Source organism: Streptomyces sp. NPDC058307 (genome assembly GCF_042880295.1).
Classification (GTDB): domain Bacteria; phylum Actinomycetota; class Actinomycetes; order Streptomycetales; family Streptomycetaceae; genus Streptomyces.
Genome location: NZ_JBHVYZ010000004.1, coordinates 127,417 through 152,986, shown reverse-complemented (window position 1 = coordinate 152,986; position 25,570 = coordinate 127,417). Strand labels below are relative to the sequence as shown.

At 70.0% G+C, this 25,570-nt stretch carries 22 protein-coding genes, 1 tRNA gene and 1 pseudogene; 12 read left to right on the top strand and 12 right to left on the bottom strand.

The window, feature by feature from the left end:
* Positions 1-22 precede the first annotated feature (22 nt).
* The 5 genes from ACFVYN_RS05020 to ACFVYN_RS05000 all read right to left on the bottom strand — a co-directional run bounded on the left by ACFVYN_RS05020 (position 23) and on the right by ACFVYN_RS05000 (position 6,149).
* Positions 23-277, bottom strand: coding sequence for a hypothetical protein (locus ACFVYN_RS05020; RefSeq protein ID WP_389992624.1), 255 nt, complete (start codon positions 275-277; stop codon positions 23-25).
* Between the two features lie 99 nt (positions 278-376).
* Positions 377-2,443 (bottom strand): fructose-specific PTS transporter subunit EIIC, encoded by a 2,067-nt coding sequence (locus tag ACFVYN_RS05015; protein WP_389992621.1) that lies wholly within the window; start codon positions 2,441-2,443, stop codon positions 377-379.
* Between the two features lie 217 nt (positions 2,444-2,660).
* Positions 2,661-3,608 carry a 1-phosphofructokinase gene (gene pfkB, locus ACFVYN_RS05010; protein WP_389992618.1) on the bottom strand — a complete coding sequence of 316 codons (948 nt, stop codon included), beginning with the start codon at positions 3,606-3,608 and terminating at the stop codon, positions 2,661-2,663.
* A 12-nt stretch (positions 3,609-3,620) separates the two neighbouring features.
* Positions 3,621-4,382, bottom strand: a complete 762-nt coding sequence (locus ACFVYN_RS05005) for a DeoR/GlpR family DNA-binding transcription regulator (RefSeq protein ID WP_389992615.1) — start codon at positions 4,380-4,382, stop codon at positions 3,621-3,623.
* A gap of 249 nt (positions 4,383-4,631) precedes the next feature.
* Complete coding sequence (locus ACFVYN_RS05000; protein ID WP_389992612.1) at positions 4,632-6,149, bottom strand: MFS transporter; 1,518 nt, start codon at positions 6,147-6,149, stop codon at positions 4,632-4,634.
* 62 nt (positions 6,150-6,211) lie between these two features.
* Here ACFVYN_RS05000 and ACFVYN_RS04995 point away from each other — a divergent pair, with 62 nt between their 5' ends.
* Positions 6,212-7,177, top strand: a complete 966-nt coding sequence (locus tag ACFVYN_RS04995; protein ID WP_389992845.1) for a helix-turn-helix transcriptional regulator — start codon at positions 6,212-6,214, stop codon at positions 7,175-7,177.
* A gap of 405 nt (positions 7,178-7,582) precedes the next feature.
* On the opposite strand, the gene ACFVYN_RS04990 is transcribed toward ACFVYN_RS04995, so the two are convergent.
* On the bottom strand, positions 7,583-8,581 hold the full coding sequence (locus tag ACFVYN_RS04990) for an RNA polymerase sigma factor RpoD/SigA (RefSeq protein ID WP_389992610.1): 999 nt from the start codon (positions 8,579-8,581) through the stop codon (positions 7,583-7,585).
* 193 nt (positions 8,582-8,774) lie between these two features.
* On the opposite strand from ACFVYN_RS04990, the gene ACFVYN_RS04985 reads away from it, so the two are divergent.
* Positions 8,775-9,305, top strand: a complete 531-nt coding sequence (locus ACFVYN_RS04985) for a GNAT family N-acetyltransferase (protein ID WP_389992607.1) — start codon at positions 8,775-8,777, stop codon at positions 9,303-9,305.
* Positions 9,306-9,322: 17 nt separating this feature from the next.
* Here ACFVYN_RS04985 and ACFVYN_RS04980 read toward each other — a convergent pair whose 3' ends face one another.
* Positions 9,323-10,114, bottom strand: a complete 792-nt coding sequence (locus tag ACFVYN_RS04980; RefSeq protein WP_389992603.1) for a dioxygenase — start codon at positions 10,112-10,114, stop codon at positions 9,323-9,325.
* A gap of 137 nt (positions 10,115-10,251) precedes the next feature.
* Here ACFVYN_RS04980 and ACFVYN_RS04975 point away from each other — a divergent pair, with 137 nt between their 5' ends.
* The gene (locus ACFVYN_RS04975; protein ID WP_389992600.1) at positions 10,252-10,761 is read left to right on the top strand and encodes a MarR family winged helix-turn-helix transcriptional regulator; all 510 of its coding nucleotides are present in this window, start codon (positions 10,252-10,254) and stop codon (positions 10,759-10,761) included.
* 106 nt (positions 10,762-10,867) lie between these two features.
* Here the strand turns inward: ACFVYN_RS04975 and ACFVYN_RS04970 are convergent, their stop codons facing one another.
* Both ACFVYN_RS04970 and ACFVYN_RS04965 read right to left on the bottom strand, forming a co-directional pair.
* Positions 10,868-12,409, bottom strand: coding sequence for an MFS transporter (locus tag ACFVYN_RS04970; protein ID WP_389992597.1), 1,542 nt, complete (start codon positions 12,407-12,409; stop codon positions 10,868-10,870).
* Between the two features lie 134 nt (positions 12,410-12,543).
* The gene (locus ACFVYN_RS04965; protein WP_389992594.1) at positions 12,544-13,182 is read right to left on the bottom strand and encodes a TetR/AcrR family transcriptional regulator; all 639 of its coding nucleotides are present in this window, start codon (positions 13,180-13,182) and stop codon (positions 12,544-12,546) included.
* 246 nt (positions 13,183-13,428) lie between these two features.
* Here ACFVYN_RS04965 and ACFVYN_RS04960 point away from each other — a divergent pair, with 246 nt between their 5' ends.
* Together ACFVYN_RS04960 and ACFVYN_RS04955 are read left to right on the top strand one after the other, a co-directional pair.
* Complete coding sequence (locus ACFVYN_RS04960) at positions 13,429-14,706, top strand: M6 family metalloprotease domain-containing protein (RefSeq protein WP_389992591.1); 1,278 nt, start codon at positions 13,429-13,431, stop codon at positions 14,704-14,706.
* A gap of 139 nt (positions 14,707-14,845) precedes the next feature.
* Complete coding sequence (locus ACFVYN_RS04955; protein ID WP_389992588.1) at positions 14,846-16,438, top strand: helix-turn-helix domain-containing protein; 1,593 nt, start codon at positions 14,846-14,848, stop codon at positions 16,436-16,438.
* A gap of 34 nt (positions 16,439-16,472) precedes the next feature.
* Here ACFVYN_RS04955 and ACFVYN_RS04950 read toward each other — a convergent pair whose 3' ends face one another.
* Entirely contained in the window at positions 16,473-17,234 is a 762-nt protein-coding gene (locus ACFVYN_RS04950; protein ID WP_389992585.1) for an SDR family NAD(P)-dependent oxidoreductase, read from the bottom strand.
* Positions 17,235-17,482: 248 nt separating this feature from the next.
* On the opposite strand from ACFVYN_RS04950, the gene ACFVYN_RS04945 reads away from it, so the two are divergent.
* From ACFVYN_RS04945 to ACFVYN_RS04930, 4 genes are all read left to right on the top strand, one after another.
* Positions 17,483-17,558 (top strand) — tRNA-Arg (locus ACFVYN_RS04945).
* 62 nt (positions 17,559-17,620) lie between these two features.
* Positions 17,621-18,037 carry a hypothetical protein gene (locus tag ACFVYN_RS04940; RefSeq protein ID WP_389992853.1) on the top strand — a complete coding sequence of 139 codons (417 nt, stop codon included), beginning with the start codon at positions 17,621-17,623 and terminating at the stop codon, positions 18,035-18,037.
* Between the two features lie 15 nt (positions 18,038-18,052).
* On the top strand, positions 18,053-18,550 hold the full coding sequence (locus ACFVYN_RS04935) for a hypothetical protein (protein ID WP_389992582.1): 498 nt from the start codon (positions 18,053-18,055) through the stop codon (positions 18,548-18,550).
* Between the two features lie 1,768 nt (positions 18,551-20,318).
* Positions 20,319-20,891 carry a potassium channel family protein gene (locus ACFVYN_RS04930; protein WP_389992579.1) on the top strand — a complete coding sequence of 191 codons (573 nt, stop codon included), beginning with the start codon at positions 20,319-20,321 and terminating at the stop codon, positions 20,889-20,891.
* Positions 20,892-21,017: 126 nt separating this feature from the next.
* Here ACFVYN_RS04930 and ACFVYN_RS04925 read toward each other — a convergent pair whose 3' ends face one another.
* Positions 21,018-22,436, bottom strand: a complete 1,419-nt coding sequence (locus ACFVYN_RS04925; protein WP_389992577.1) for a DUF2252 domain-containing protein — start codon at positions 22,434-22,436, stop codon at positions 21,018-21,020.
* A 343-nt stretch (positions 22,437-22,779) separates the two neighbouring features.
* Entirely contained in the window at positions 22,780-24,114 is a 1,335-nt protein-coding gene (locus ACFVYN_RS04920) for a hypothetical protein (protein ID WP_389992574.1), read from the bottom strand.
* A gap of 177 nt (positions 24,115-24,291) precedes the next feature.
* Between ACFVYN_RS04920 and ACFVYN_RS04915 the strand changes: the two genes are divergently transcribed.
* The 3 genes and pseudogenes from ACFVYN_RS04915 to ACFVYN_RS04905 form a co-directional block, all read left to right on the top strand.
* Positions 24,292-24,714 carry a DUF6325 family protein gene (locus tag ACFVYN_RS04915; RefSeq protein ID WP_389992843.1) on the top strand — a complete coding sequence of 141 codons (423 nt, stop codon included), beginning with the start codon at positions 24,292-24,294 and terminating at the stop codon, positions 24,712-24,714.
* A gap of 44 nt (positions 24,715-24,758) precedes the next feature.
* Positions 24,759-25,043: an SHOCT domain-containing protein gene (locus tag ACFVYN_RS04910; protein WP_389992571.1), complete on the top strand. Its 285-nt coding sequence runs from the start codon at positions 24,759-24,761 to the stop codon at positions 25,041-25,043.
* 340 nt (positions 25,044-25,383) lie between these two features.
* Positions 25,384-25,570, top strand: a pseudogene (locus tag ACFVYN_RS04905) (class II glutamine amidotransferase); the annotation flags it as partial.

Genomic DNA, 25,570 nt, shown 5'->3' with positions numbered 1-25,570 from the left:
CGTCCCCGCTCCGGCGCCCGTGTCAGCGGCCGCCGCCGAGTTGTCGTACCAGTCCCGCGAACGCGTCCTCCTCCGCCGGGGTCAGCTCGACGCACTCGCGTCCGGGGCCGGTCTGCCGTTGGTGGGGCAGGGCGGGCAGACCGCGGCCGAAGTGCCACGGCGCGGTGTTGTGGCGGGCGCGGTGCAGCATGAAGGCCAGCCCCATCGCCCAGGCGACGGCCACCAGGACGAGCAGGGTCATACCAAGCAACTGGTAGGCGGAGTGGTGCTCAGGCATGCGTTCCAGTAGACACCACGGTCCGGGACTTCAGTCCCGGACCGTGACGTATCTCGCAGGTGCCGTGAACCACTCACGGCCGCCCCAAAGGGGCAGGGTTCACGCGGCGACCGGCTGCTTCCGCTCGGCCGCCGGGGTGCCGGCGGCGTCCGTCGCCTCGGTGTCCGTGGTCCCCGGCGCCGGCTTGCGCATGCTCTTCAGGGCGACCACCAGTGCGGTCGTGACGCACACGCCCGCCGCGATGGCGATCAGGTAGAGGAACGGGCTGCCGATCAGCGGGACCACGAAGATGCCGCCGTGCGGGGCGCGCAGGGTGGCGCCGAAGGCCATCGACAGGGCGCCGGTGACCGCGCCGCCCGCCATCGAGGCCGGGATGACGCGCAGCGGGTCGGCCGCCGCGAACGGGATCGCGCCCTCGGAGATGAAGGACGCGCCCAGGACCCAGGCGGCCTTGCCGTTCTCCCGCTCGGTCTCGGTGAAGAGCTTCTTGCGGACGGTGGTCGCGAGCGCCATGCCCAGCGGCGGGACCATGCCCGCGGCCATCACGGCGGCCATGACCTTCATCGCGGAGTCGCTCGGGGCCTGGACGGCGATTCCGGCGGTGGCGAAGGCGTACGCGACCTTGTTGACCGGGCCGCCGAGGTCGAAGCACATCATCAGGCCGAGCAGGATGCCGAGCAGGATGGCGTTGGAACCGGAGAGGCCGTTGAGCCAGTCCGTCATGCCCTTCTGGGCCTCGGCGATGGGCTTGCCGATCACCACGAACATCAGGAAGCCGACGATCAGCGAGGAGATCAGCGGGATCACCACCACCGGCATGATGCCGCGCAGCACCGGTGGGATCTTGACCCGCTGGATCGTGAGGACCACACCGCCCGCCAGCAGACCGGCGACCAGGCCGCCGAGGAAGCCCGCGGCGATGTTGGAGGCGATCATTCCGCCGACGAAGCCGGGGACGAGACCGGGGCGGTCCGCCATGCCGTACGCGATGTATCCGGCGAGGACCGGGATGAGGAAGCCGAAGGCGACCTGGCCGATCTGGAACAGCAGGGCGCCCCAGCTGTCGATCTCGGTCCAGGAGAAGTGCTTCATGACCGAGGGCGCGCTCGCGATCTGCCAGCCGCCGATCGCGAACCCGAGGGCGAGCAGCAGACCGCCCGCGGCGACGAACGGGACCATGTAACTCACGCCGGTCATCAGCCACTTGCGGAGCTTGGTGCCGTAGCCGTCGCCGGGCTCGCCGGCCCGCTCGACCGGCGTCCCCGCGCCCGCGGCGCCGGCCGTCACCTCACCACGCGCGGCCTTCCCCCGCACCTCGGTGATGAGTTCCGCGGGCCGGTTGATGCCCGCCTTCACACCGACGTCGACGGTGGGCTTGCCGGCGAAGCGGGCCTTGTCGCGTACGGGGACGTCGTGCGCGAAGATCACGCCGTCCGCCGCCGCGATGACGGCCGGGTCGAGCCGCTCGAAGCCGGCCGAGCCCTGGGTCTCGACGACGAGTTCGACGCCCGCCTCACGGCCGGCGTTCTCCAGCGACTCGGCCGCCATGTAGGTGTGGGCGATGCCGGTCGGACAGGAGGTGACGGCGACGATCCGGAAGGGGCGCGCGTCGTCGTCGGCGCTCTGCGGGGTGGTGGCCGTTGCGGCATCGGCGGAGGCCGCCGCCGATGCCGCAACGGAGTCTTCGGCGGCGCCCTGCGCCGCACCGGCATCCTGCGCCGGCGCCTCGTCGCCGCGGATCAGCGCGGCCGCGCTCTCCGCGGCGCCCGCGGCCCGCAGCGCGTCCGTGAACTCCGTGTTCATCAGCTGGCGCGCGAGGGAGGACAGGATCGTCAGGTGGGCGTCGTCCGCGCCGGCCGGTGCGGCGATCAGGAAGATCAGGTCGGCGGGTCCGTCCGGCGCGCCGAAGTCGATCCCGGCAGAGCTGCGCCCGAAGGCGAGCGTCGGCTCGGTGACGTGTTCGCTGCGGCAGTGCGGGATGCCGATGCCGCCGTCGAGGCCGGTCGGCATCTGTGCCTCGCGGGCGGCCACGTCGGTGAGGAAGCCCTCCAGGTCGGTCACCCGGCCCAGGGCGACCATGCGCTCGGCGAGGGCACGGGCCGCCGCTTCCTTGGTGTCGGCGGACAGGTCGAGATCGACCAGGTCCGCGGTGATCATGTCGCTCATCGCGGGCTCCTTCGCACGCGTATCGCCCGGGGGGTGGGGTGGGCGAGGGGGAGGGTGAGGGGGAATGGGAGGGGCACGGGGGTGCAGCGGTGTGGGGTCTCGGGGGTGGTGGCCGTAAGGATCGCCACCGCGCGGTTCGTCGCCGTACGGTTCGTCGCCGTCGCCGTACGGTTCGTCGCCGTACGGTGCGCCACCGTTGGGGAAGGCGTCGGGCCGGTCATGTCACCGGCTCCGTCAGCACACGGTCCACCGGCACCTCGGCCGTGACCGTCACCGCCGCCGGGTCCAGGTCGTCCGGCGTCGGCATGACACTGCCGGGCAGCTGGACGGCCGCCGCGCCGTGCGCGACCGCGGAGGCGAGGGCCCCGGGGCCGCTGCCGCCGGCGATCAGGAAGCCGGCCAGGGACGAGTCGCCGGCGCCGACATTGCTGCGTACGGCGTCCACGCGCGCGCTGCCGAACCAGGCGCCCGAGCCGTCCACGAGCAGTTGCCCGTCGGCGCCCAGGCTCGCGAGTACCGCCCGCGCACCCATCTCCCGGAGTTCCTCGGCCGCCTTCACCGCGTCGCCCACCGTGGACAGGGGGCGTCCGACGGCCGCCGCGAGCTCCTCGGCGTTCGGCTTCACGACGTCGGGCCGTTCGCGCAGCGCCTCCAGGAGCGCGCGCCCCGAGGTGTCCAGCGCGATCCGGGCGCCTCCGGCGTGCGCCCGTGCGACCACCTCGGCGTACCAGGAGGGGGCGAGCCCCCGGGGCAGGCTTCCGCAGCAGGCGATCCAGGAGGCGTCGCGCGACTGCGAGCGGACCGTCTCCAGCAACGCCTCCTGCTCGGCCGCGGACAGTTCGGGACCCGGCGCGTTGATCTTCGTGAGGACCCCGTCCGACTCGGCGAGCGCGATGTTCGACCGGGTCGCCCCGGCCACCGGCACCGGCGCGACCTCGATGCCCTGCGCGTCGAGCAGGTCGGCGACGAGGGCCCCCGGCGCCCCGCCCAGGGGCAGGACCGCGACCGTGCGCCGTCCGGCGGCCGCGACGGCACGCGAGACGTTGACGCCCTTGCCGCCGGGATCCATACGTTCACCGGTGGCGCGGATGACCTCGCCGCGCTCCAGCGACGGGACCTCGTACGTACGGTCCAGGGACGGGTTCGGGGTGACCGTGAGGATCATGCGCACTCGTTTCTAAACACACAGCACATCCGTGCCGCCACGCTCGATGGCGACGGCGTCTTCGGGGCTCAGCCCGCTGTCGGTGATCAGCAGGTCCACGTCGCTCAGGTCACCGAAGCGGGCGAAGTGCTCCTGGCCGTGCTTGGAGGAGTCGGCGAGCAGCACCACGCGGCGGGCGGCGGCGATCGCCGCGCGCTTGACCGCGGCCTCGGCGAGGTCGGGGGTGGTGAGGCCCCGATCGGCGGAGAAGCCGTTGGCCGCCACGAAGAGGACGTCGGCCCGGATCTCGCCGTACGCCCGCAGCGCCCAGGCGTCGACGGCGGCGCGCGTACGGTGCCGTACGCGCCCCCCGACCAGGTGGAGCTGGATGCCGGGGTGGTCCGCGAGGCGGGCCGCGATCGGCAGGCTGTGCGTGACGACGGTGAGCGAGGCCTCCAGCGGGACGGCGGCGGCCAGGCGGGCCACGGTCGTACCGGCGTCGAGGATCAGGGTGCCCTCGGTCGGCAGCTCGGCGAGGGCCGCCTTGGCGATGTGGTCCTTCTCGTCGGCCGCGGTCGTCTCGCGCTCGGCGAGGTCCGGCTCGAAGTCGAGGCGCCCGGCCGGGATGGCACCGCCGTGCACCCGGCGCAGCAGACCCGCGCGGTCGAGGGCCTTCAGGTCGCGCCGGATGGTCTCGGCGGTGACCTGGAACTCCTCGGCCAGCGAGACGACGTCCACCCGCCCGCCGTCACGCGCGAGCCGGAGGATCTCCTGCTGCCGCTCCGGTGCGTACATGCCCGCTCGCCTCCGACCGATGCCCGAACGTGTGGTTTCAGTCGGGAGGCTACGCCCGGATTTCCGGAAAGTAAACAGGTTCGGACGTCATCCAGGCATGAACGGACTTCCAGGGGCGTTCCAAGGGACTCCAACGGACTTCCGAACGTCCAAGGGACTCCACCGAACTTCCGAGGGACGTCCGGTTGTGTCCGGGTACGGCAGAGGGGCCCGGTACCGCAGCCGGTACCGGGCCCCTCACCTCGGGTTTCAGGACACGAGTTCCGGCTCCTTCTCGTCCACCACAGGAAGGTCACCGGCCCCCTCCACATGCTGCGCCGGCCGCTTCGGCAGCGCGAACATCAGCAGGAAGATGACGCCCATCACCGCCGCGACCCAGCCGAGGGCGTGCTGGAAGGCGTCCACGAAGGCCGGGCCCACCTGCTCCGGCCGCAGGTTCTCGCCGATGACCCCGAAGAACACCACCGACACCAGCCCGAGCCCGAGCGCGTTGCCCATCTGCTGCACGGTGTTGATGAGTCCCGACGCCGAACCGGCGTGCTCGCGCGGCACCTCCGAGAGCACCGCGTCGGTGAGCGGGGCGACGATCAGGCCCATGCCGACTCCCATCACAACCAGCGGCAACGCCATCTGCCACGAGCTGATGCCCATGCCGTACCGCTCGGCCTCCCACAGGTAGAGCAGCACGCCCACCGCCATCAGCAGCGCACCCGCCTGGAGCACCCCACGCCCGAACCGCGGCACGAGCTTCTGCACGGACAGCCCCGCGGCCGTGGAGACGGCGAGCGAGAACGGCACCCCGGTCAGCCCGGCCCGCAGCGGGCTCCAGCCCAGCCCGGTCTGCATGTACAGCGTCCACACCAGGAAGAAGATGCCGAGCCCGACCCCGAACACCGTCTGCACCGCGATCCCGGCCGCGAAGCTCTTCACCCTGAACAGCGACAGCTCGACCAGCGGCGACCCGTCCCGCGCGGCCTTGCGCCGCTCGTACGCCACCAGCGCCGCGAACACGAGGGGCGCGCCGGCCATCGACACGTACCCCCACACCGGCCAGTCCAGCTCCTCGCCGCGGGTCAGCGGGTAGAGCAGCATCAGCAGCCCGAGCACGACCATGGCCACGCCCACCAGGTCCAGCTTCAGCGCGCGCGGGGCCTTGGACTCGGTGATGAAACGGCTCCCGAGCACCAGCCCCATGATCCCGACCGGCAGGTTGATGAGGAAGATCGGCCGCCACTCGAGCCCGAAGAGGTTCCACTCGGTCAGCAGCGCCCCGAGCAGCGGACCGGAGACGGCCCCCAGCCCGACGACCGCGCCGAAGAGCCCGAACACCTTGCCCCGCTCGTGCGCCGGGAAGGTGGCGTGCACGATCGACAGGACCTGCGGAACCATCATCGCGGCCATGCCGCCCTGCAGGATCCGGGACGCCACCAGCATCTCCGGGTTCGCGGCGAAGCCGCAGAGCGCCGACGCGAGCGTGAACCCGCCGATCCCGACGAGGAAGAGCCGCTTGCGCCCGTGGATGTCACCGAGCCGCCCTCCGGTGATCAGCCCCGCGGCGAACGCCAGGGCGTAACCGGCGGTGATCCACTGGATCTGGCTGACGGAGGCGCCGGCGTCCTGCCGGATGGACGGGATGGCGATGTTGACGATCGTGACGTCGACGAGGTCCATGAAGGCCGCGGTCATCACGATGGCGAGGGCGAACCAGCGGCGCCGGTCGCCCACGGCGGGCTGTACAGCGGTGGATGTGGTCTCGGTGGAGGTCATGCCGTGAAGCTATGGCCCCATTAGGTCAGATCGTGTCCTACTTCTACGGCATTCTCGAACTCATGACGACGGACACCCCGGCACGGCTCCTGACGCTCCTCTCCCTCCTCCAGACGCCCCGCGAATGGCCCGGCGGCGAGCTCGCCGGCCGGCTCGGGGTCTCCCGCCGCACGGTCCGACGGGACATCGACCGCCTGCGTGAACTGGGCTATCCCGTCCAGGCGACCAAGGGCTCCGACGGCGGCTACCGGCTCGTCGCGGGCAAGGCCATGCCCCCGCTGGTCCTCGACGACGAGGAGGCGGTGGCCATCGCGGTCGGGCTGCGGGCGGGGGCGGGGCACGCGGTCGAGGGGATGGAGGAGGCGTCCGTACGGGCGCTGGCGAAACTGGAACAGGTCCTGCCGTCCCGGCTGCGGCACCGCGTGTCCACCCTGCAGGCCGCGACGACTCCGCTGACCAGCGGGGACGGGGCGAGCATCCCGACCGAGACCCTGACGGTGATCGCGTCCACGGTGGCCGGGCACGAGCGGCTCCGGTTCGCCTACCGCGCCAAGGACGGCGCCGAGTCCCGACGCGTCGTGGAGCCCTACCGTCTGGTCTCCACCGGCCGCCGCTGGTACCTGGTCGCCTACGACCTCGACCGCGGCGACTGGCGGACCTTCCGGGTCGACCGGGTGAACGACCCCTTCGCCACGGGGGCGCGGTTCGCTCCGCGGGAGTTGCCGACGGGGGGCGCGGCGGAGTTTCTGCGGCAGTCGATGTACCGCCGCCAGGAGACCTACGAGCTGGTCGTGACGTTCGAGGGCGAGGCGTCCGTGGTGGGGGCCCGGGTGCCGGCGTGGATGGGGGTGCCGGAGCCGGTGGGCGAGGGCCGGTGCCGGCTGCGGGCGACCGTCGGGGACGCGGTGGACTGGATGGCGGTGCGGCTGGCGATGACGGGAGTCGAGTTCACGGTGGAGGAGCCGGTGGAACTGGCGGCCGCGGTGCGGGAGTTGGGAGGACGGTTGGTCCGGGCGGCAAGGGGGTGAAAGAATCTGCCGTCCGGTGGGTCACCCCGTGGTTCAGGTACGGGGTGACCCACCGTTCCGCTGTGCCGGAGCGCGAGAAGGCGGAGCGCGAGAAGACGGGATTGAGAAGACGGGATTGAGAAGGCGGGGCGTGAGAAGGCGGGGCGTGAAAAAGAGCCGGACCCCGGCGCCCGGGGGGAGGGGCGCCGAGATCCGGCTCGGGGAGAGTCCCGGCGCCGGGGGGGGATTGCGGCGGGACTTGGTTCAGGAGGGTCCGATGGGTCCGATGGGTCCGAAGACCAGGTCTCCGGGACCCGAACACCTGGACCCTGAAGTCTTGTTCCCTGGGTCCAGCCGGTTAAGCGGCCTACTACAGCCATCTTTTACGCGGTCTTTCGCCACCCGGCGTACGCGGGCACACCCCGCCTACGCCGCCGCGTCGAACCCGGTGGACCGCGCCAGCTTCTTCAGCTCCAGCAGGGCGTGCTTCTCGATCTGCCGGATCCGCTCGCGGGTGAGTCCGTGCTCCTTGCCGACCTCGGTCAGCGTGCGCTCGCGCCCGTCCTCGATGCCGTACCGCATCTTGATGATGGAGGCGGTGCGCTGGTCGAGGCGGCCGATAAGGTCGTCCAGTTCCTCGCTGCGCAGCAGCGTCAGCACCGACTGCTCCGGCGAGACCGCCGACGTGTCCTCCAGCAGGTCACCGAACTGGGTGTCGCCGTTGTCGTCCACCGACATGTTCAGCGAGACCGGGTCGCGGGCCCAGTCCAGGACGTCGATCACGCGCTCGGGGTTCGAGCCGAGCTCGGCGGCGACCTCCGCGGGCTCCGGGTCGCGGCCGTGCTCGCGGTTGAACTCGCGCTGCACACGGCGGATGCGGCCCAGCTCCTCCACGAGGTGGACGGGCAGCCGGATGGTGCGGGACTGGTCGGCGATGGAGCGGGTGATGGCCTGCCGGATCCACCAGGTCGCGTAGGTCGAGAACTTGAAGCCCTTGCGGTAGTCGAACTTCTCGACCGCGCGCACCAGGCCGGCGTTGCCCTCCTGGATCAGGTCGAGCAGGGGCAGTCCGCTGCGGGGGTAGCGGCGGGCCACGGCGACGACCAGGCGGAGGTTGGAGCGGATGAACACGTCCTTGGCGCGCTCACTCTCCTCCACCAGGGCCTCGAGCTCCTCGCGGGTGGCGTCGGCCTTGGCTTCCTCGTACCCGTCGAGGACCTGCCGGGCGAACACACCCGCCTCGATCATCTGGGACAGCTCGACTTCCTTGGCGGCGTCGAGCAGCGGCGTACGCGCGATCTCGTCGAGGTACATGCCGACCAGGTCGCGGTCGGCGATCTCGCCGCCATGGACGCGAACACTGCGTGCCGCGTCGGTAGACCCGCCGGTGGCGGACTTACGACGGGCGACGGCACGGGTTGCCATGCGTGCTCCCTTGCGATGTTGGGTCAGCGGGTGGTCCTTCGGACGCTGGGTCCCGGTACCGGTTGCTTTCCGGACTCTCCTCGGGTGCCCTGCATCCGATGGAAACAACGACTGGAAACCGGACAGAATTCCCAAGCCGTGCCGCTATTTTTCTGATCTTGCAGTACCCTGTCCGGCCACATGGGGAGGCGCGATGCCGTCGGAACGTGCAGAGTTGCAGGTCAGGCCGGGAGTCGAAAGCGACCTCGGGGCCCTCACCGACCTCTACAACCACTACGTTCGTGAGACGCCGATCACATTCGACACCGCTGTCTTCACCCCGGAGGAGCGCCGCCCCTGGCTGCTCTCCCACCCTGAAGACGGCCCGTACCGGCTGAAGGTTGCCACCGACACGGACCCGACAGGAACCTCACAGCGGATCCTCGGGTACGCCACGTCGAGCCCGTTCCGCGCGAAGCCCGCGTACGCGACCTCCGTGGAGGTCACCGTCTACCTCGCCCCGGACGCGGGCGGCCGGGGCATCGGCACCCTCCTCTACAAGGCCCTCTTCGAGGCCCTGGCCGGCGAGGACGTGCACCGGGCCTACGCCGGCATCGCACAGCCCAACGAAGCGTCCACGCGGCTGCATGAACGCTTCGGCTTCCGGCACGTCGGCACGTACCGGGAGGTGGGCAGGAAGTTCGGCCGCTACTGGGACGTGGCCTGGTACGAGAAGGACCTGTAGGCCCTCGCCGGCGGGGGTCAGCCGAACTGCACCGACCGCTTCGCCATTCCCAGCCAGAACCCGTCGATGACGGACTTCTGCGCGTCCAGCTCACCGCTCACGTCCGCCGCGCCCATGGTGACGAACAGGGGCGCGAAGTGCTCGGTGCGGGGGTGGGCGTAGCGCCCGGCCGGGGCCTTGTTGAGGAAGTCCAGCAGGGAGTCCACGTCCCGTGCCTCCAGCGCCCGCCGGCCCCAGTCGTCGAACTCCGAGGACCAGGTGGGCACTCCGCCACCGGTGTGGCGCAGGGCGGCGAGGTTGTGGGTGAAGAAGCCGGAGCCGACGATCAGGACGCCCTCGTCGCGCAGCGGGGCGAGCTTGCGGCCGATCTCCATGAGCCGGACCGGGTCGAGGGTCGGCATGGAGATCTGCAGGACGGGGATGTCGGCCTCGGGGAACATCTCGACGAGGGGGACGTAGGCGCCGTGGTCCAGTCCGCGGTCCGGGATGTCCTGCACGGGGATGCCGGGGGCGCGCAGCAACTTACGGACGGAATCGGCGAGTTGGGGGGCGCCGGGGGCGTCGTACGTCACCTTGTAGTAGTGCTCGGGGAAGCCCCAGAAGTCGTAGACGAGCGGGACGGGCCGCACCGCGCCGAGGGCGAGGGGGGCCTCCTCCCAGTGGGCGGAGACCATGAGGATCGCCTTGGGGCGGGGCAGCTCCGCGGACCAGGCGGCGAGCTCACCGGGCCAGACGGGATCGTCGGCGAGCGGCGGGGCGCCGTGGCTCAGATAGAGGGCGGGCATGCGCTCCAGCGTGGCGGCGGACATGGCGGGGACTCCTCCGGTACTTCCGATGCGTCGCGTGCTTCACATGGATCGAGTGCTTCAAATTTAAAGCTTCTACCGACATGACTGTACGCCTCACTTGTTTAAGGTTCAAGGAGAGAGCTCGTAGAGTGGGAAACATGAACACGGCATCCATCCCCGACGAGGAGCCCCAGTGGCTCGACGACGAAGAGCAGCGCATCTGGCGCTCGTACGTGCACGCCACGACCCTTCTCGAGGATCACCTCGACCGCCAGCTCCAGCGGGACGCGGGCATGCCGCACATCTACTACGGACTGCTCGTCGGCCTCGCCGAGGCCCCGGACCGGCGGCTGCGGATGACCGAGCTGGCCATGAAGGCGAAGATCACCCGGTCCCGGCTCTCGCACGCGATCGCCCGTCTGGAGCGCAACGGCTGGGTGCGCCGGGAGGACTGCCCGGACGACCGGCGCGGCCAGTTCGCGGTGCTCACCGACCCGGGCCTGGAGATGCTGCGGGGCGCCGCGCCGGGCCATGTGCGGGCCGTACGCAACGCCGTCTTCGACCGGCTCACCCCGGAACAGCAGAAGTCCCTCGGCGAGATCATGCAGATCGTCGCCGAGGGACTGCAGCCGAACGAGGCGGGCGCGGATCTGCCCTGGCTCCGCTGAGCCGCTCACTCAGCTGGGCCAGGGCAGTTCCTGGGGTCGTACGTACGGGGCGTCCCCTTCCCCGTACGTACGTGGTTCTCGAAGGGGTACGACCGGCCGGTCGCCGTCAGTGGGCGACGACCGGGATCGCCAGCTCCTCCTCGGCGCCCTCGCCGGACCCGGCCACGACGGCCGTGTCCGTGCGGCCGGCGTTGACGAGGGTCACGACGATCACCGCGGCGAGCACCAGCATGCCGACGGCAAACCAGATCGCGTTGGTGTAGCCGTGCACCTGGCCCTCCAGCGTCACCAGCTGCTGCTGCGACCTGGAGGTCGCGGAGCCGATGTGGTCGGCGATGTAGGAGGTCGTGGCGGAGGCGGCGATCGTGTTCAGCAGGGCCGTACCGATCGCACCGCCGACCTGCTGCGAGGTGTTGACCATCGCGGAGGCGACACCGGCGTCACGGGGCTCGACGCCCAGCGTGGCCAGGGACATGGCCGGCATGAACGCCGTACCCATGCCGAGGCCGAGCAGCAGCATCGCCGGCAGGATCGTCGAGGAGTACGACGAGCCGATCTCCAGCTGGGTCATGAGGAGCATGCCGACCGCGGCGACCAGGAAGCCGGGGCCCATCAGCAGCCGCGCCGGGACGCGGGTCATCAGGCGGGCGCCGATCTGGGTCGAGCCGATCATCATGCCGACGATCATCGGCATGAAGGCGAAGCCGGTCTTGATCGGCGTGAAGCCCTTCATGATCTGCAGGTAGTAGGTCAGGAAGAGGAAGGTGCCGAACATCGCGATGATCGCGATGCCGAGCGAGAGGTAGATCCCGCCGCGGTTGCGGTCGGTGACGACGCGCAGCGGCAGCAGCGGGGCCTTGGTACGGGCCTCGGTGACGACGAACGAGATCAGCAGGACCGCGGAGGCGACGAACATGCCCACGGTCACGGAGTCGCCCCAGCCGTTGGACTCGGCGCGGGTGAAGCCGTAGACCAGCGCGACCAGGCCCAGGGTGGACAGCAGGACGCCGGGGATGTCGAGCGGGTTGCGGTTGCGGCCGCCCTCGGGCTCACGGATGACGAAGTACGCGCCGAGCGCGGCGACGATCGCGAACGGGATGTTGACGAAGAACGTCCAGCGCCAGTCCATGTACTCGGTCAGCACACCGCCGAGGATGAAGCCCACGGCGCCGCCGCCGCCGGCGATCGCGCCGTAGATGCCGAAGGCCTTGGCGCGCTCCTTGGCGTCCGTGAACATCACGGCGAGCAGGGAGAGCGCGGCGGGCGCGAGCAGCGCGCCGAAGACGCCCTGCAGGGCACGGGCACCGAACATCATGGCGCCGCTGGTGGCCGCGCCACCGAGCGCGGAAGCGCCGGCGAAACCGATCAGACCGACGACGAAGGCGTTCTTGCGGCCCCACAGGTCGGCTATGCGGCCGCCGAAGAGCAGCAGTCCGCCGAAGGCGAGCGCGTAGGCCGTGACGACCCACTGACGGTTGCCGTCGGAGATGCCCAGGTCGGTCTGGGCGGAGGGCAGGGCGATGTTCACGATGGTCGCGTCGAGGACGACCATCAGCTGGGCGAGCGCGATGAAGACGAGCGCTTTCCAGCGGTTGGCGTCACCGGACACGGCCGGTGCGCCGGAGGCCTTTGCGGCTGTTGCAGACATGGGGGTACCCACTTCGGGACTTCGGAACGGAAAAATAATGTCGAAAGGGGACGGTCCGTCGTCGGCGACGGCCGGTCGAAAGTCGAAGGTCGTTGTTGAGACTGTTCTCGCGCGCTGAACTAATCGGCGTCGGATCAGGCCTGGCGGAGGTCCTCCAAGGTCAGGGCCGTGCCCGGCAGCTCGGAGCGGGCCGGTGCCCGCAGTCCGTCCAGGAACAGCTGAAGCGTGCGGTGCACGAACCCGTCGAGGGTGAGGCAGCCGGTGCCGGCCGGGGGCCGGGACAGCTGGGCCACGGCGACCATCAGGTCACCGAAGCTCACGTCGCCGCGAAGCTGACCGGCCGCCCTCGCCCGGTCCATGAGCTGCTCGACGAGCTGCTCGACGCGTACGCGTGCGGCCACCAGGTCGGGGTGGTGCTGGTCGAAGGCGCCCTGGACCATCGGGCACAGCGCGGTGATCCGCTCGTCGGCGGACGCGTGCACGAAGCGCTCCAGAGCACTGAAGGCGTCCCCGGTCTGCGCGAGTGCGAGCTCGGCCGCCTCGGACGTCCGGTCCATGACGGAGCAGACGACCTCACGGACGAGTGCGTCGCGGTCGGGGAAGTTGCGGTACACCGTGGCGTTGCCGACGCCGGCCCGGCGGGCGATCTCGTCGAGCGGCACGTCGGGGCCGAACTCGGTGAACATCTCGCTGGCGGCGGTGACGATCCGCTCGCGGTTGCGCAGGGCGTCGGCGCGGGGCGCCTTGCGCTGTGCGGAGAGAGCGGTCTGCACGGTGTGCTCCTCGGTTGACGGTTGATCCGGGGACTCAATCCCCGTTTCGCTCGGACACTGGTCTAAACGGGGAGACGCTCCCCGGTTATTTCGGGTTGAGGAGAAATGATGATGTGACCTGAGTCACAGTCACGCGATACCCACGTTCGGTCTCCTCCAGCGCGCGTGCACCCCTGCCCCGGCAGAGGGTGATCGAAGAAGTGCAGCCTTGTGACCAGCGGCTGCCGCGCTCCGGAGGGTGCTCGCATGCCGTGGACCAGACGTCGGATACGCCCGCGCCGCGTCGCCGCCCTCGTGTCCGTGACCGCGCTGACCCTCACGGTCAGCACCTCGGCCGGCACCGAGCGCCCGGCCCCCGGGACCACGACCGCCGGCCCGGTCGCCCTGGCCCGCTCCGACAGCCACGGCGCCTGCCTGATCAGCGGCGGCCCGGCCGTCCAGATGTCCGAGGGCCTGCCCACGCCCGGCGGTTACTCCCGCTCCACCGGCACCGTCCGCGCCCTCACCCTGATGATCGACTTCTCCGACGCGCCCGGCTCCGGCACCGCCCAGAGCCGCTTCCGCGAGTTCTTCCCGCAGACCCAGGACTGGTTCCGAACCAGTTCCTACGGCCGTCTCGACTACCGCGCCGAGGCCCCGATCACCGACTGGCTGCGCATGCCCAGGTCCTTCCGGGCCTACGGCATAGAGCGCGGCGCCCCCTTCGACCCCGGCTACCGCCGACTCGTCCAGGACATCGTGGCCGCCGCCGATCCCCGGGTGGACTTCCGGTCGTACGACTTCCTGAACGTCCTGGTGACCCCGAACGCCGGCCCCTCCGCCCTCGACACGGTCCTGTCGGTGACCTTCGCCGGCAACACCGACGCCCCGGTCGCCGACGGCGTCCCCGTCGCCAACGCCTCCTTCGTGTACTCCCGCCAGGACGACGGCTCCGGTTCCTTCCCGCAGACCGGCTACCGCGTCCTGCCCCACGAGAACGGCCATGTCTTCGGCCTGCCCGACCTCTACACCCAGAACGGCGGGGGCGCGGTCGGTCACTGGGACATCATGAGCGAGGACTGGGGCACCAACAACGACCTCCTCGGCTGGCACAAGTGGAAGCTCGGCTGGCTGGACGCGACGCAGGTCAACTGCGTGACCGCGCCCGGGACTTCGGAGTACACGCTGACCCCGCTGGCCCGGCCCGGCCTCGGCACCAAGCTCCTCTTCGTCCCCCTCGGCAGGCGCACCGGCTACGCGGTCGAGCTGCGCACCCGCGAGGGGAACGACGAGACGGTGTGCCGGCCGGGCGTCCTCGTCTACAAGGTCGACGCGAACGTGGACACCGGCCGCGGCCCGGTCCGCGTCTACGACGCGCGCCGCAACAGCGGGGGCTGCACCCGCAGCCCCAACGTCCACGCGGAACTCTCGGACGCACCGTTCGCGGTCGGGGAGGAGTTCCGGGACCCGGTCAGGGGGGTGCGGGTGCGGGTGCTGGGGGTGGACGGGGACGGGAACTATCGGGTGGGGGTGATGCGGGGGTAGGGGGGTGGGGGGCAGGAACCGGCCCCTTGCGGGCCGTTCGAGGGCGGTGGCGCTGGGCGGATCGGCGGGGGCCGTGGCGCGCTGGGGGCGCGGTATCGGATTACCGTAGGCCTGCCGCGAACGCCGTACCGGAGAGCCGATGCCCGCTGAGACCACCACTCCCCCGCCGGTACCGCGGTCCGCCGTGCCGGACGAGGCGGTCACACCGCTGATCCGGGGGGTCGGGGTGCTGCGGGAGCTGACCGAGGCGGGCGGGACACTGAGCCTGAGCGGGCTGGAGCGCGCGACCGGCCTGGCACGTTCCACGGTCGACCGCATCACGTCGACGCTGGCCCGCATGGGATACGTCCGCCTCGACGGCCGGGACGCGGTGACGACCCCCCGCCTCATGGAACTCGGCAACGCCTATCTCGCCGCCCTGCGCCTGCCCGCCCTGCTGTCCGGACGGGCCGACGCCCTCGCCGGCGAACTGGACGAGTCGGTGTCGCTGGCCGTCGCCGACCGGGACGGCATCCGCTTCATCCACCAGGCCACCCGCCGCCGCGCGATGTCCCTCAGCTTCCGCATCGGCGACCTGCTCCCCGCCGAACGCACCGCGCCGGGGCCCCTGTTCGCCTCAGAGTGGACGGACAGCGACTGGCGGACATGGCACGAACGGCGGGCGGCGGACCCGGAGAACCGCGACTTTCCCGCCGTACCCCCACGCGAACTCCCCCTCCCCGATGGCGAGTTCGAGGCGAAGGCGGCACAGGCCGGCCGGGACGGCTGGGCGTTGGACGACCAGTTGATCGAACCGGGCCTTGTGGCGGTCTCCGTTCCCGTACGGGATCCCCGCACGGGCCGGATCGCCTGTGTGGCGAGCGTCGTGAGCCACACCAGCCGTCACACGGCGACGGACCTGCGCGACACCCTGCTGCCGCGACTGCGGGCGACGGTGGCCGAGATGGAACGCGAACTGGCCGCCGCCCCCGAACCGGACCCGGGCCCGCCGCCCTCGGGATCGGCCGCCTGGATCGGCACGGCCAAGAAAGAACTGGGCCGGGAGTTCGTCGAGTCCCTCGCGCGTGGCCTGACGGTCCTGACGGCGTTCGGCGAGGGCAGGGCCGCGCTGACCCTGACGGACGTGGCCCGGGCGACCGGCCTGACGAGGGCGACTGCCCGCCGCGCCCTGATCACCTACGAACACCTCGGCCTGGTCCGCGGACACCCCGAGTCCCGCACCTTCGGCCTCACCCCCCGCGTCCTGTCCCTGGGCTTCCCACCCCTCTCCCGTACGACCCTCCCCCGCATCGCGGCCCCCCACCTGGCCGACCTCTCGGCACTCGTGGGGGAGTCGACGGCACTGGCGATCCTGGTGCCGTCGGGCTCGGACGCCGGCCCGGAGATCCAGTACACGGCGAGGGCCGCGTCCCCCCGGATCATGGGCGTCGACATCAGGGTGGGCACCCGGCTGCCCGCCGCGGCGACCTCCCTGGGCCGGGTGCTGCTGACGGAGAACCAGGGGTACGCCCTGCTGGACGAGGACTGGGAGGACGGCCTGCGCACCATCGCCGTCCCCCTCCGCGACCGTACGGGCAGGGCGGTCGCCGCGGTGAACGTGGCCCTGCACGCGGCGGGCCGCACGGAGCGGGAGTGCGTCGAGGAGATCCTCCCGGAACTGCGCCGCACGGCGACCCGCATAGAGCAGGAACTCCACACGGCAGGCCACTTCACCCGGGTCGCCCTCCTCTGAATCGCCCTCCTCTGACAGGAGGATCAGGTGGGGATCAGCTGGTGACACCGCCGTCGACGACGAGGTCGTGCCCGACGACGAAGCTCGACTCGTCGGACGCCAGCCACAGCACCGCGGCCACGATCTCGTCCGTCGTCGCGACGCGGGCGATCGGAACCGTCGTCGCCAGCCGGGCGGCACGGTCGGCATCGCTCTCTCCGGGACGCAGGGACATGCCGGTGTCCGTGGCACCGGGGCTGACCGCGTTGATGCGCACGTTGTCCTTGATGTGGTCCAGGGCGGCGACCCGGGTGAGGGTGCTCACCGCGGCCTTGGACGCGGCATAGGCGGCCATGCCGGGACGGCGCCCGTGGTAGCCGATGTTCGACGCGGTGTTGACGATGACGCCGCCGCCGTTCGCCCGCATGTGCGCGATCTCCTGTTGCATGCCGATCAGGACGCCGTTCAGGTTGACGTCCAGCACGGACCGCCACACGGACAGGTCCAGGTCGCCGACCGGGGCGGGCTTGCCGAAGATGCCCGCGTTGTTGTGGGCGATGTGCAGACCGCCGTGACGCTCCACCGTGGTGCGCACCAGACGCTCCATGTCCTCGGGCCGGGTGACGTCGGCGACGACCGCGTCGGCCACACCACCGTCCTCGTCGACAAGCCGCACGGTCTCCTCGATGGACTCCGGCCGGGCCCCGACGGCCACGACGATGCCACCCTCGCGAGCAAAGGCCCGCGCGGCGGCCCGGCCGATGCCGGATCCGGCCCCGGTGACGATGACGACCTTGTCCTTGAAACGGGCGGTCATGGGGGGTGCTCCTTGGTACGTGTCGTGATGGATGGACGGGGACTGGGGGCCGCCCCGACCGCGCACACGGCGACGGCGACGAAGGCGAACCGTAGCCGGAGTCCAGGGCGAGCACCGCGGTAATAAACAGACCTCGGCAACGACGGGAGACCACCAAGCTTGGAAACCGGGCGGAGGCATCAGCCCCGGCCCCACCACCCCCACCTGATCCGCTAACCTGTCAGGGACCGCCCTCCGCGGCGGTCCCCGCCTTCGTAGCTCAGGGGATAGAGCACCGCTCTCCTAAAGCGGGTGTCGCAGGTTCGAATCCTGCCGGGGGCACCAGACAAAAGGCCCCGGACCGATCATGGTCCGGGGCCTTTGACATCCACTTTTGACATCAACGGGTGCGGTCGCTGACGACCGAAACGCCTCTTGAGCAGCCGATCCATGTGACTGATGGCCTCCCGCTGGGTGCCCTGCACGACGTGCGTGTACACGTCTATGGTGATGCTGATCTGGCTGTGGCCGAGGATCTCACCGGCACCATCACGTATGCGGCAAAGCTCAGCGAGTCGATCATCGTCGAGTCCGCCGAGGAGACCATCAGCGGCTCGATCTCTTACGCCAAGACCACCACCACTACCCTTGGGGGGTCGTGGAAGGTTCCCGCGAGCCAGAAGGACGGATGGCTCGCCCTCGGCTCGAAGGGCTACTCCTTCAACTGGGAGCGCGGCTCCTATAACGGTGGCTGCAAGTTGATCGTCTCGAACCACGGGACCGCCAAGCTCCCGGCGCTCTCGCCCTACATCGCCCACTCGTGAGCTGAGGACGATCCGATGAAGCGCTCTCTGCTGGCCGCATCCCTGTCGGCCCTGGCCCTGGTGTCGGCCTGTTCCGGCGGATCTCACTCCCAGGCGACCGCCTCCCACGTGTCGACGTCGTCGCGGGCGGAAGCGACGGCGGGGTCCGACGCGGCCCCCTCTCCGGAGTGGACCCCGACGAGCCCGGACCGCCTTCCCAATCCGGTCCAATCGCCACTCCCTGTCGGGTCGAAGACGTGGTACACGGGGTCGGGTCGCGGCGCGGGCGGCGTCACGCTTCCGGCGTCAGCGGGGAAAGCCTCATCCATCACGGTGATGTGGACATGCGCCGGTCCCTCCAAGTTCAACGTGATCGCCGCTGGAAAGTCCCTTGTCGGGTCTCAGTGCAGTGACGGCAGCGGCGTGTTCACAGCAGAGATTCCGCACGCCAAGATGCATGAACTGGCATGGAAGTTCTCGGCAGCCAATTCGGTGATCTGGCGGATTGTTGTCACCCAACCATCTGGGAAATGAACAATTCACCATGAGCATCACGGTTGGCCGCGCCGATCCCCCGCGCCCGTTTTAGGCGTGCAGCGCTTCTGGCTGACATCAAGTTCGGCCAGAAGCACTGCACGCACGTATGTCGTAGATTTCCGGGTGCCTTAACAACGGCTTACACAAACATGAGCCGGGAACCTTACCTATAGGTATCCCGGCTCGCCGTTGGCCGCGAGCCGTTTCAGGGATTGCTCCAGCAGATCCAAAAACTGCCGCTCAGGTACTGGCCGATCATGCTAATGGCAGGAGACTGGGCGAGGCCACTGACAACGACCGCCCCGTCCGTCTCACTTTCCGTCTCATTCAGCCCGGTTCACCGACGTTCGGCCAAGACCGGGAGTGCGTCCCACCCTGTGGCCAGCCGCTCATGAACGCAGGTGAACGACCCTGAACGCACGTCGGCGCCCCACCACAATCGGAAAGCGTGGTGCCCCAGGAGGGGATCTCCCGGAGCTTTCCGTCGACACTCTGTCGCCGCGCTTGCCATGATGAGTCGATGTCCGAGCACCGTGAGCCAGGCTCCTCCCGCGCGCCGAGCCCAGACGCCATAGTTCAGAGCTGGCCAGCAACCGTCGCCGCGCTGCCGCTGGGTTCTCGGGTCAGTGGACGTGTCATCGCGCGGCCGGCGTTCGGGGTGTTCTTCATGATTGACGGCGTGTCGAACGCGGTGGGACTCGCAGAGATCACAAGCATGCCGCATCACATGGAGTTGCCCCCCATAGGCGCGTCGGTCACGGGCGAGGTCATCTGGCATGCGGACCACAACCATCAGATCAGGATCAGGCTCCACGAATGGAACTCTCCGAGCTGCTCTCCCCCGCACCCTTCGGACCGATCTTTCAATGAACTCGCCTGCCCACGTAGCGCACCGCGGACTGACCTACGGCAGCAGTGAGTGTCTAACTGCGTGACAACGCCGACGAACACCGGCGAACGCGTGCGGACGTCTGCGGACCATCGGCCCAGTTGAGAGGCACGCCAGTTCAAGGCAGTACTCCCGCACCAATTGCTTCGGGACGAAGAGGTCACTCAGTTAGGGTGCGCCCCATGCCCAACAAAGCCCCGGCCTGTCCAGAGTGCCGCCAAGCTCTGGAGTCTGGCGGCCTGGTGCTCTCCGAGCGCAAGGACGACGGCCGGCGGACCTGTCGGTCGCTGTGGAGGTGTGCCGATGGGCATGTCTGGTGGAGCTGGGCAGACCGACCGGACGAACCGTTGGAGATCTGCCCGGTACCAGGGCTGTTCCGCTGACATCCAATGTTGACATCAACGAGCACGGACAGCGGCGACAACCGGCGGTCATGTATGACACCAGTGCGCGAGGTGGGCCCCAATTTCTCCCCCAGGGAGAGCTCCTGCTCGGCCTCGGACTCCTCGTTCGGGGCCGTTGGCGTGAGCGCACGGAGAACGGGTCGCCGGTCCTGTCAGGAGTCGAACTGGCGGGCGTCGCCGATCCGGAGCGATGCGTGGAGTTGACGCAGACCACCGGTTTGTACCAGGTGGCACGTGGCGGCGGACGAGGTGTGCGCCTCATTCAAGACCGTCATGGCGACTCCACGGCTCTGGTCGCGGGTGGGACGGCCGACGCTGACGATGGGATGGGCGTCGGCCCCGACTGACGCCCCGGTGAGGGCGTGCGTTCACACGTACACGGACCCGAGCGTTCAGCGGCTTCGCGTTCCAACCGCCGTTTGCCGGTCGGGCAGGCCTCAGGAGCGGCTTCCTGCGAGCCGAGGAGAAGCACATGAACCATGCGGATCCTCCCCACGGCAAGCAGACGGCAAGCGATACGGCCCGGCCGCCCAGGCCGGGCCGCCACCAAGCGTTGCTCGCTGTCCTGCGTACGGTCATGACGACGACCGGACTTGTCCTCGGGTACTACTTGTTGCCCATGGACACGGAGTTCTCGGCCGGCTCGGCGGTTGGACTCATCGTGGGCCTGATGGCCATGCTGGCGCTTTTCGTCTGGCAAATCCGTAGGATCACCTCCTCCCCCGCCCCTCGTCTGCGGGCGGTCGAGGCCCTCTCCACGACTCTTCCGCTCTTCCTGCTGCTCTTCGCGGCGGCCTACTACCTGCTCGGGCGCAGCACGTCCGGCAGCTTCAGTGAGTCCCTCTCGAGAACCGACTCGCTGTACTTCACCCTCACCGTGTTCAGCACGGTCGGCTTCGGCGACATCACCGCCGTCACGCACACGGCCCGCGTCCTCACGATGGCTCAGATGACCGGCGACATCCTGCTCGTCGGCGTGGCCGCCCGTGTGGTGGCCGGTGCGGTGCAGGCCGGTCTGCAACGGAAGGAGGAGAGGGACAGGTAGCGGAGAGGGGAGGCCGGGGCGCGGAGACAGGGCCTCGGCGATCACGACGGCGGACGGACGTCAGGCGGCCACGCGGTCTGCGCCTCGGCGCATCACCGACGAGGAGTTCGCGTGTGCCGTACCTCTTCAGGCTGCCTCGGACGCCAGTTGGCCGCTGCTGATGGCGTCGACGAGTGCCTGGTGGTCCTGTTCGTTCTGGTCGGCGTAGTGCTCGGCGAATGTCAGCAACGCCCGGTCGAAGGAGTCGCCGCCTCCCAGGTAGGCGGCGATGGCGATCCGGTCGCCGGACCTCGCATGGGCGCGGGCCAGGGTCGCCCCGCAGAGCGCGCCGAAGGTACGCATGCCTCGCGGCACCATGTCCTCGGCCACCGCGACCCCCTTCCAGTCCCGCAACTGCCGTACGTAGAAGTCCCGCCGTCGGCCATCGAGCCCTTCGACCCGCTCCCAGCCCAGGAAGATGTCGCTGGTGGCCTGCATCAGCCGCTGCCCGGAGACGACCCGCTCGCCCTGCGTCCGGAAACGGGGGCCCCCGACGTGTGGTGCCAGCACCGACTCGTCGGCCTCCTTGGCCTGGAGGAAGAGTGGATCCTCGCCGTCCCTGCCCAGCAGGAGCACGATCCAGCAGCGGGTGCCGACGCTGCCGACCCCGACCACCTTGCGGGCCATGTCGGCCACCCGGTACTGCTCGAGAAGGAAGCGCCGGTCCGACTGCAGGGTCTGGCCATAGCGCTCGATGAGCTGGCGGATCTGCTGCTCCAGACTGCCGCGCTGAGCATCCGGCAACAGGTCCTGGAGGGGGATGATCAGCGGCGGATCGGGAGTGATGCGGCGCTTGCCGTCGGTGACGCGGGTCAGTTTCTCGAAGACCTCGAGGGTGTCGTGGGAGCGCGCCTTCGCCGTGGCCTTCGCCCAGCGGCCGCGGCCACGCGCGGAAAGGTCCGCCCCGAACCGCTCACGTACCCAGTCCACGTCGAACTGGGCGTACCAGACGCTCAGATTGCCCATCCCGGCGAAGTCGCGCATGTGCTCGCGGTAGGACCGCACCGTCGCCCGCACGATCCCTGCCCGTTCCTTGTCGCTGAAGCCGTTCAGCCGGCCGGCGATGACGAGGCTGGCGGCCAGGCGTTTGACGTCCCACTCCCAGGGGCCCGGCAGCGTCTCGTCGAAGTCGTTGATGTCGAACATGAGGCGGCGCTCGGGCGAGGCCAGCAGCCGGAAGTTCAGCATGTGCGCGTCGCCGCACAGCTGCGTCGTGAACCCCGACCTCGGCGTGTCCGCGAGATCCGAGGCCATGATGGCGGCGGCCCCCCGGTAGAAGCGGAAGGGCGACTCGGCCATCCTGCCGTAGCGGATCGGTACGAGTTCGGGCACCCGTGTCGCCGACTGCTTCTCGATGATCTCCAGCGGATCCGGCCGCTTCGGCCCGGGGGCGAACTCGGCGTGGCTGCTGCGGGGTACCGTGGCCCGCGCCCCCTTGCCGAGTGCGGCCCGCTCCTGGGGGGTGCGGTGCCGTAGCGCGTGTCCGTCCAGCCTGTTTTCCGTCATGGCAGCGGCTCCGAGAGTGGTTGCCGACGCGCAGGCGATGCCGATGGCGGTGGCGCTGGCGGCGGTGGGCGTCGGCGGAGGATTGACCGCTCCGACACGTGCAGGCCGTCCTCAGGCGTCGCTGCGCTCAGGGCACACAGGCCACTGCTTTCGGGGCGTGCTCCGACCCGGCCGTGTCACAGGGGCATACGAGCTTCTCCATCTCCACTCAACGTATCCCTGGAGGCGGCTTCCGGCGAGCCGGGGCGGTACGGACTCTTCCGGGCTCGTACCGGCTCTTCCAGACTCGTACGGGCTCGTACGGGCTTGTACGGGCTCGTACGGCTCTCGGTCTGACCACGCGTCAGTGAGCGGTGCCGACCGCCTGGTCAGCCGGCGCGGCGGAAGCCCCGTCCAGGAATTCGCGGATCGCGAAGCCCACCAGCACGATCACCGTGGTCCACACCACGACCATCGTGGTCGGGTAACTCCAGGTGAACAGGACGATCGCTGCGACCACCACGATCGCGACCCCGATCCACCGTTTGAAGCGGTGCACGAACCGCCCGACCGCACCCAGGCGGAGCCCTCCGGACTCCGCCACGTCACGCAGGGCGCCGATGCTTCCGCGGCAGCCCTTGCGAACGAACACGGCGGCCCGGGACGGCCCACTGAGGAAAGCGCCGACGGCGACGATGAGGGCCACGGCCCCGAGCGCCCGTACACCGGCGCGCAGGAACCTGATCAGCGCGTCGTACACCGCACCGGCGGCGGCCGGGGAGGCGCCGGAGGGCAGATGGTCGAGGTAGACGTCGCGGAAGACGGTGAGCGTGATCCCGAGGACCAGCATGGCCACGAAGACCGCAGACCCGACTCCGATCAGCGCGTGTCGGCGGTTGAACGCCGTGTACACCCCCGCCGCAGCCACCAGCAGGGCGATGAGGGGCAGCCAGCTGCCCATGATCTCCAGGACCCTCATATAGGTCTTGATCTTGCCGAGGTCCTTCGACTGGACCACCACGAAGTCCGTGTGGATGTCCGGGATCTTCGCGGCGACTCCGAGGCCGGCGCCGACCAACCGCTCCTTGACCTGCGCCACGATCGGTGCCACGTCGATGGCCACCTCGTCGTTCTTCAGCGAGACCGCGCCGCCGCCCTCGCCCGTCAGGGCCTTGTCGACGGACGAGTGCACCCTGCGGTTGGCGTCCACCCAGACCGTCTCGAAGGCGCTGCTGCTGACCACCCGTTCCACGGTGCCGCTGACCAGCTGCTTCAGACCGCTCGTGATCGGCCCGTCCAGGTTGCCGACCAGCTGGGCCGCCTTCGGCGGGACGCCCTTCTCCGACACGGCGTCCTGCAACTGCTTGACCAACGCGTTCACGTCGATCTGCGCCAGCACCACGTCGGTGACCCGGTTGGTGACGGCCTTCTGCACATCCGGATCGGAGGCCAGCGGCCCCACGGTGGCGACATAGCGGTCCGTGTCCCGCACGATGCTGTTCGCCCAGACCGCGACGACGGACAGCAACGACAGCAGGGCGGCAAGGAGGATGAGCAGGACCGAGCCCGTGGATCGCAGCCGGTGATGCCGCGCCGCCTCCGGGCCGTGGGCGCTCTCCAGAGCGCCCACCCGGTGCCGCAGTTCATCGAGTTCGCTGCGTTCCCGGGCCGAGAGCTGCTCGTCGCCTTCGTTGCTCATGGGCACAAGAAGATCCGTACGGTGCGGCACACGCGACCCGGGTGGGCCCGACGGGTGAGTCCGTCACGAGGTGCGATCGCAGTGGTCCGGTGATGCAATGGCATGGGGGAAGGCAGCCACAAGCCCAGAGGTGACGCCGTGAGCGACGCATTCGATGAAGTCGACACATCCGGCGAGATGGGACCGATCGACTATCTGGTCGTCGAGTTTCCCGGTAACCGAATGACCGGCGAGGGCCTCCCCCTCCTGGTCGACCTGGTGGACCGTGGCCTCATCCGCATCCTCGACCTGACGTTCATCCGGAAGGACGCCGACGGATCCGTGATCGCTCTGGAGATCGGCGATCTCACCGGCGACGGTGCGCTGGACCTGGCCGTCTTCGAGGGAGCGTCCTCCGGGCTGCTGGGCCAGGACGACCTCCAGGAGGCGGCCGCCGCCCTGGAGCCCGGGAACTCCGCGGGCGTCCTGGTCTACGAGAACGTGTGGGCCGCGCCGTTCGCCGCCGCCCTGCATCGCGGCGGTGCCGAACTGGTCGCCTCCGGAAGAATCCCCGCGTCGGTCGTCATGGCCGCGCTCGACTCGACCGAAGCCACTTCCTGAAGAGCGAGCCTGAAGAGCAAGGGGGAGTGAGAAGGGAGACCACCATGCCCGGTCTCATCCGAGGAGTCGCCCGCACGGCCGTCGTCGCCGGGACGGCCACCGCCGTATCGAACCGTGTGTCCCGTCGCCAGCAGGGCCGATGGGCCGCTCAGCAGCCCGCGCCGCAAGCGGCATACCCTGCTGAGCCGCCCGCGGCTCCCGCGGCACCGGCGGCCTCCGACACGGCCAGCAGGATCGAACAGCTGAAGCAGCTGGGGGAGCTCAAGGCCCAGGGCATCCTCACCGAAGCGGAGTTCGAGGACCAGAAGCGCAAGCTCCTGAACTCCTGACCCCCCTTGCGTGACGCCGGCAGGTCACCCTGACTACTGACGGGATCTTCCGCGATGCCTGGACACGGGTCACCCGTGTCGGTCCGTGCCGGCCCACTGGGAGCTGTACTCCGCGCGCCAAGGGGGCCCGCACAAGCGATACTGGTGAGTGCTCGCATGCTGACGCTCCCGGTGTGCCGTGGGCCATGTGCCGCGGATGTGACCGGGTCCGCTGTCCCGCGTACGGCGGGAACCCCAAGTCCGGGAACGTCACGCCGTGTTCCCCCGGCCGCGCCGGCCGGCGTATCGACCCGGGGCACGGCTCTCCATACCTCCCGAAACAAGAAACGGGGGACCCAGGATGTGTCGCTGGATCGCCTACTCGGGTACGCCCATTCTTCTCAGCCAGGTTCTGTTCAAGCCGGAACACTCCTTGATCGACCAGAGCCTGCACTCCCGGATGGGGGTGGAGACGACGAACGGTGACGGCTTCGGTATCGGCTGGTACACGCCGGAGGCGGACACTCCCGCGATTCTGCGGGACGTCT

Excerpts from the sequence above, each read along its gene's own strand:
- ACFVYN_RS04920 (WP_389992574.1), bottom strand. The coding sequence starts at position 24,114 with ATGAGCAACGAAGGCGACGAGCAGCTCTCGGCCCGGGAACGCAGCGAA.
- ACFVYN_RS04955 (WP_389992588.1), top strand. The coding sequence starts at position 14,846 with ATGCCCGCTGAGACCACCACTCCCCCGCCGGTACCGCGGTCCGCCGTG.
- ACFVYN_RS05000 (WP_389992612.1), bottom strand. The coding sequence starts at position 6,149 with ATGACCTCCACCGAGACCACATCCACCGCTGTACAGCCCGCCGTGGGC.
- ACFVYN_RS05020 (WP_389992624.1), bottom strand. The coding sequence starts at position 277 with ATGCCTGAGCACCACTCCGCCTACCAGTTGCTTGGTATGACCCTGCTC.
- ACFVYN_RS04925 (WP_389992577.1), bottom strand. The coding sequence starts at position 22,436 with ATGACGGAAAACAGGCTGGACGGACACGCGCTACGGCACCGCACCCCC.
- ACFVYN_RS04995 (WP_389992845.1), top strand. The coding sequence starts at position 6,212 with ATGACGACGGACACCCCGGCACGGCTCCTGACGCTCCTCTCCCTCCTC.
- ACFVYN_RS04985 (WP_389992607.1), top strand. The coding sequence starts at position 8,775 with ATGCCGTCGGAACGTGCAGAGTTGCAGGTCAGGCCGGGAGTCGAAAGC.
- ACFVYN_RS04975 (WP_389992600.1), top strand. The coding sequence starts at position 10,252 with ATGAACACGGCATCCATCCCCGACGAGGAGCCCCAGTGGCTCGACGAC.
- ACFVYN_RS04960 (WP_389992591.1), top strand. The coding sequence starts at position 13,429 with ATGCCGTGGACCAGACGTCGGATACGCCCGCGCCGCGTCGCCGCCCTC.
- ACFVYN_RS04915 (WP_389992843.1), top strand. The coding sequence starts at position 24,292 with ATGGGACCGATCGACTATCTGGTCGTCGAGTTTCCCGGTAACCGAATG.
- ACFVYN_RS04980 (WP_389992603.1), bottom strand. The coding sequence starts at position 10,114 with ATGTCCGCCGCCACGCTGGAGCGCATGCCCGCCCTCTATCTGAGCCAC.
- ACFVYN_RS04930 (WP_389992579.1), top strand. The coding sequence starts at position 20,319 with ATGAACCATGCGGATCCTCCCCACGGCAAGCAGACGGCAAGCGATACG.
- ACFVYN_RS04990 (WP_389992610.1), bottom strand. The coding sequence starts at position 8,581 with ATGGCAACCCGTGCCGTCGCCCGTCGTAAGTCCGCCACCGGCGGGTCT.
- ACFVYN_RS04970 (WP_389992597.1), bottom strand. The coding sequence starts at position 12,409 with ATGTCTGCAACAGCCGCAAAGGCCTCCGGCGCACCGGCCGTGTCCGGT.
- ACFVYN_RS04935 (WP_389992582.1), top strand. The coding sequence starts at position 18,053 with ATGAAGCGCTCTCTGCTGGCCGCATCCCTGTCGGCCCTGGCCCTGGTG.
- pfkB (WP_389992618.1), bottom strand. The coding sequence starts at position 3,608 with ATGATCCTCACGGTCACCCCGAACCCGTCCCTGGACCGTACGTACGAG.
- ACFVYN_RS04910 (WP_389992571.1), top strand. The coding sequence starts at position 24,759 with ATGCCCGGTCTCATCCGAGGAGTCGCCCGCACGGCCGTCGTCGCCGGG.
- ACFVYN_RS05005 (WP_389992615.1), bottom strand. The coding sequence starts at position 4,382 with ATGTACGCACCGGAGCGGCAGCAGGAGATCCTCCGGCTCGCGCGTGAC.
- ACFVYN_RS04950 (WP_389992585.1), bottom strand. The coding sequence starts at position 17,234 with ATGACCGCCCGTTTCAAGGACAAGGTCGTCATCGTCACCGGGGCCGGA.
- ACFVYN_RS05015 (WP_389992621.1), bottom strand. The coding sequence starts at position 2,443 with ATGAGCGACATGATCACCGCGGACCTGGTCGATCTCGACCTGTCCGCC.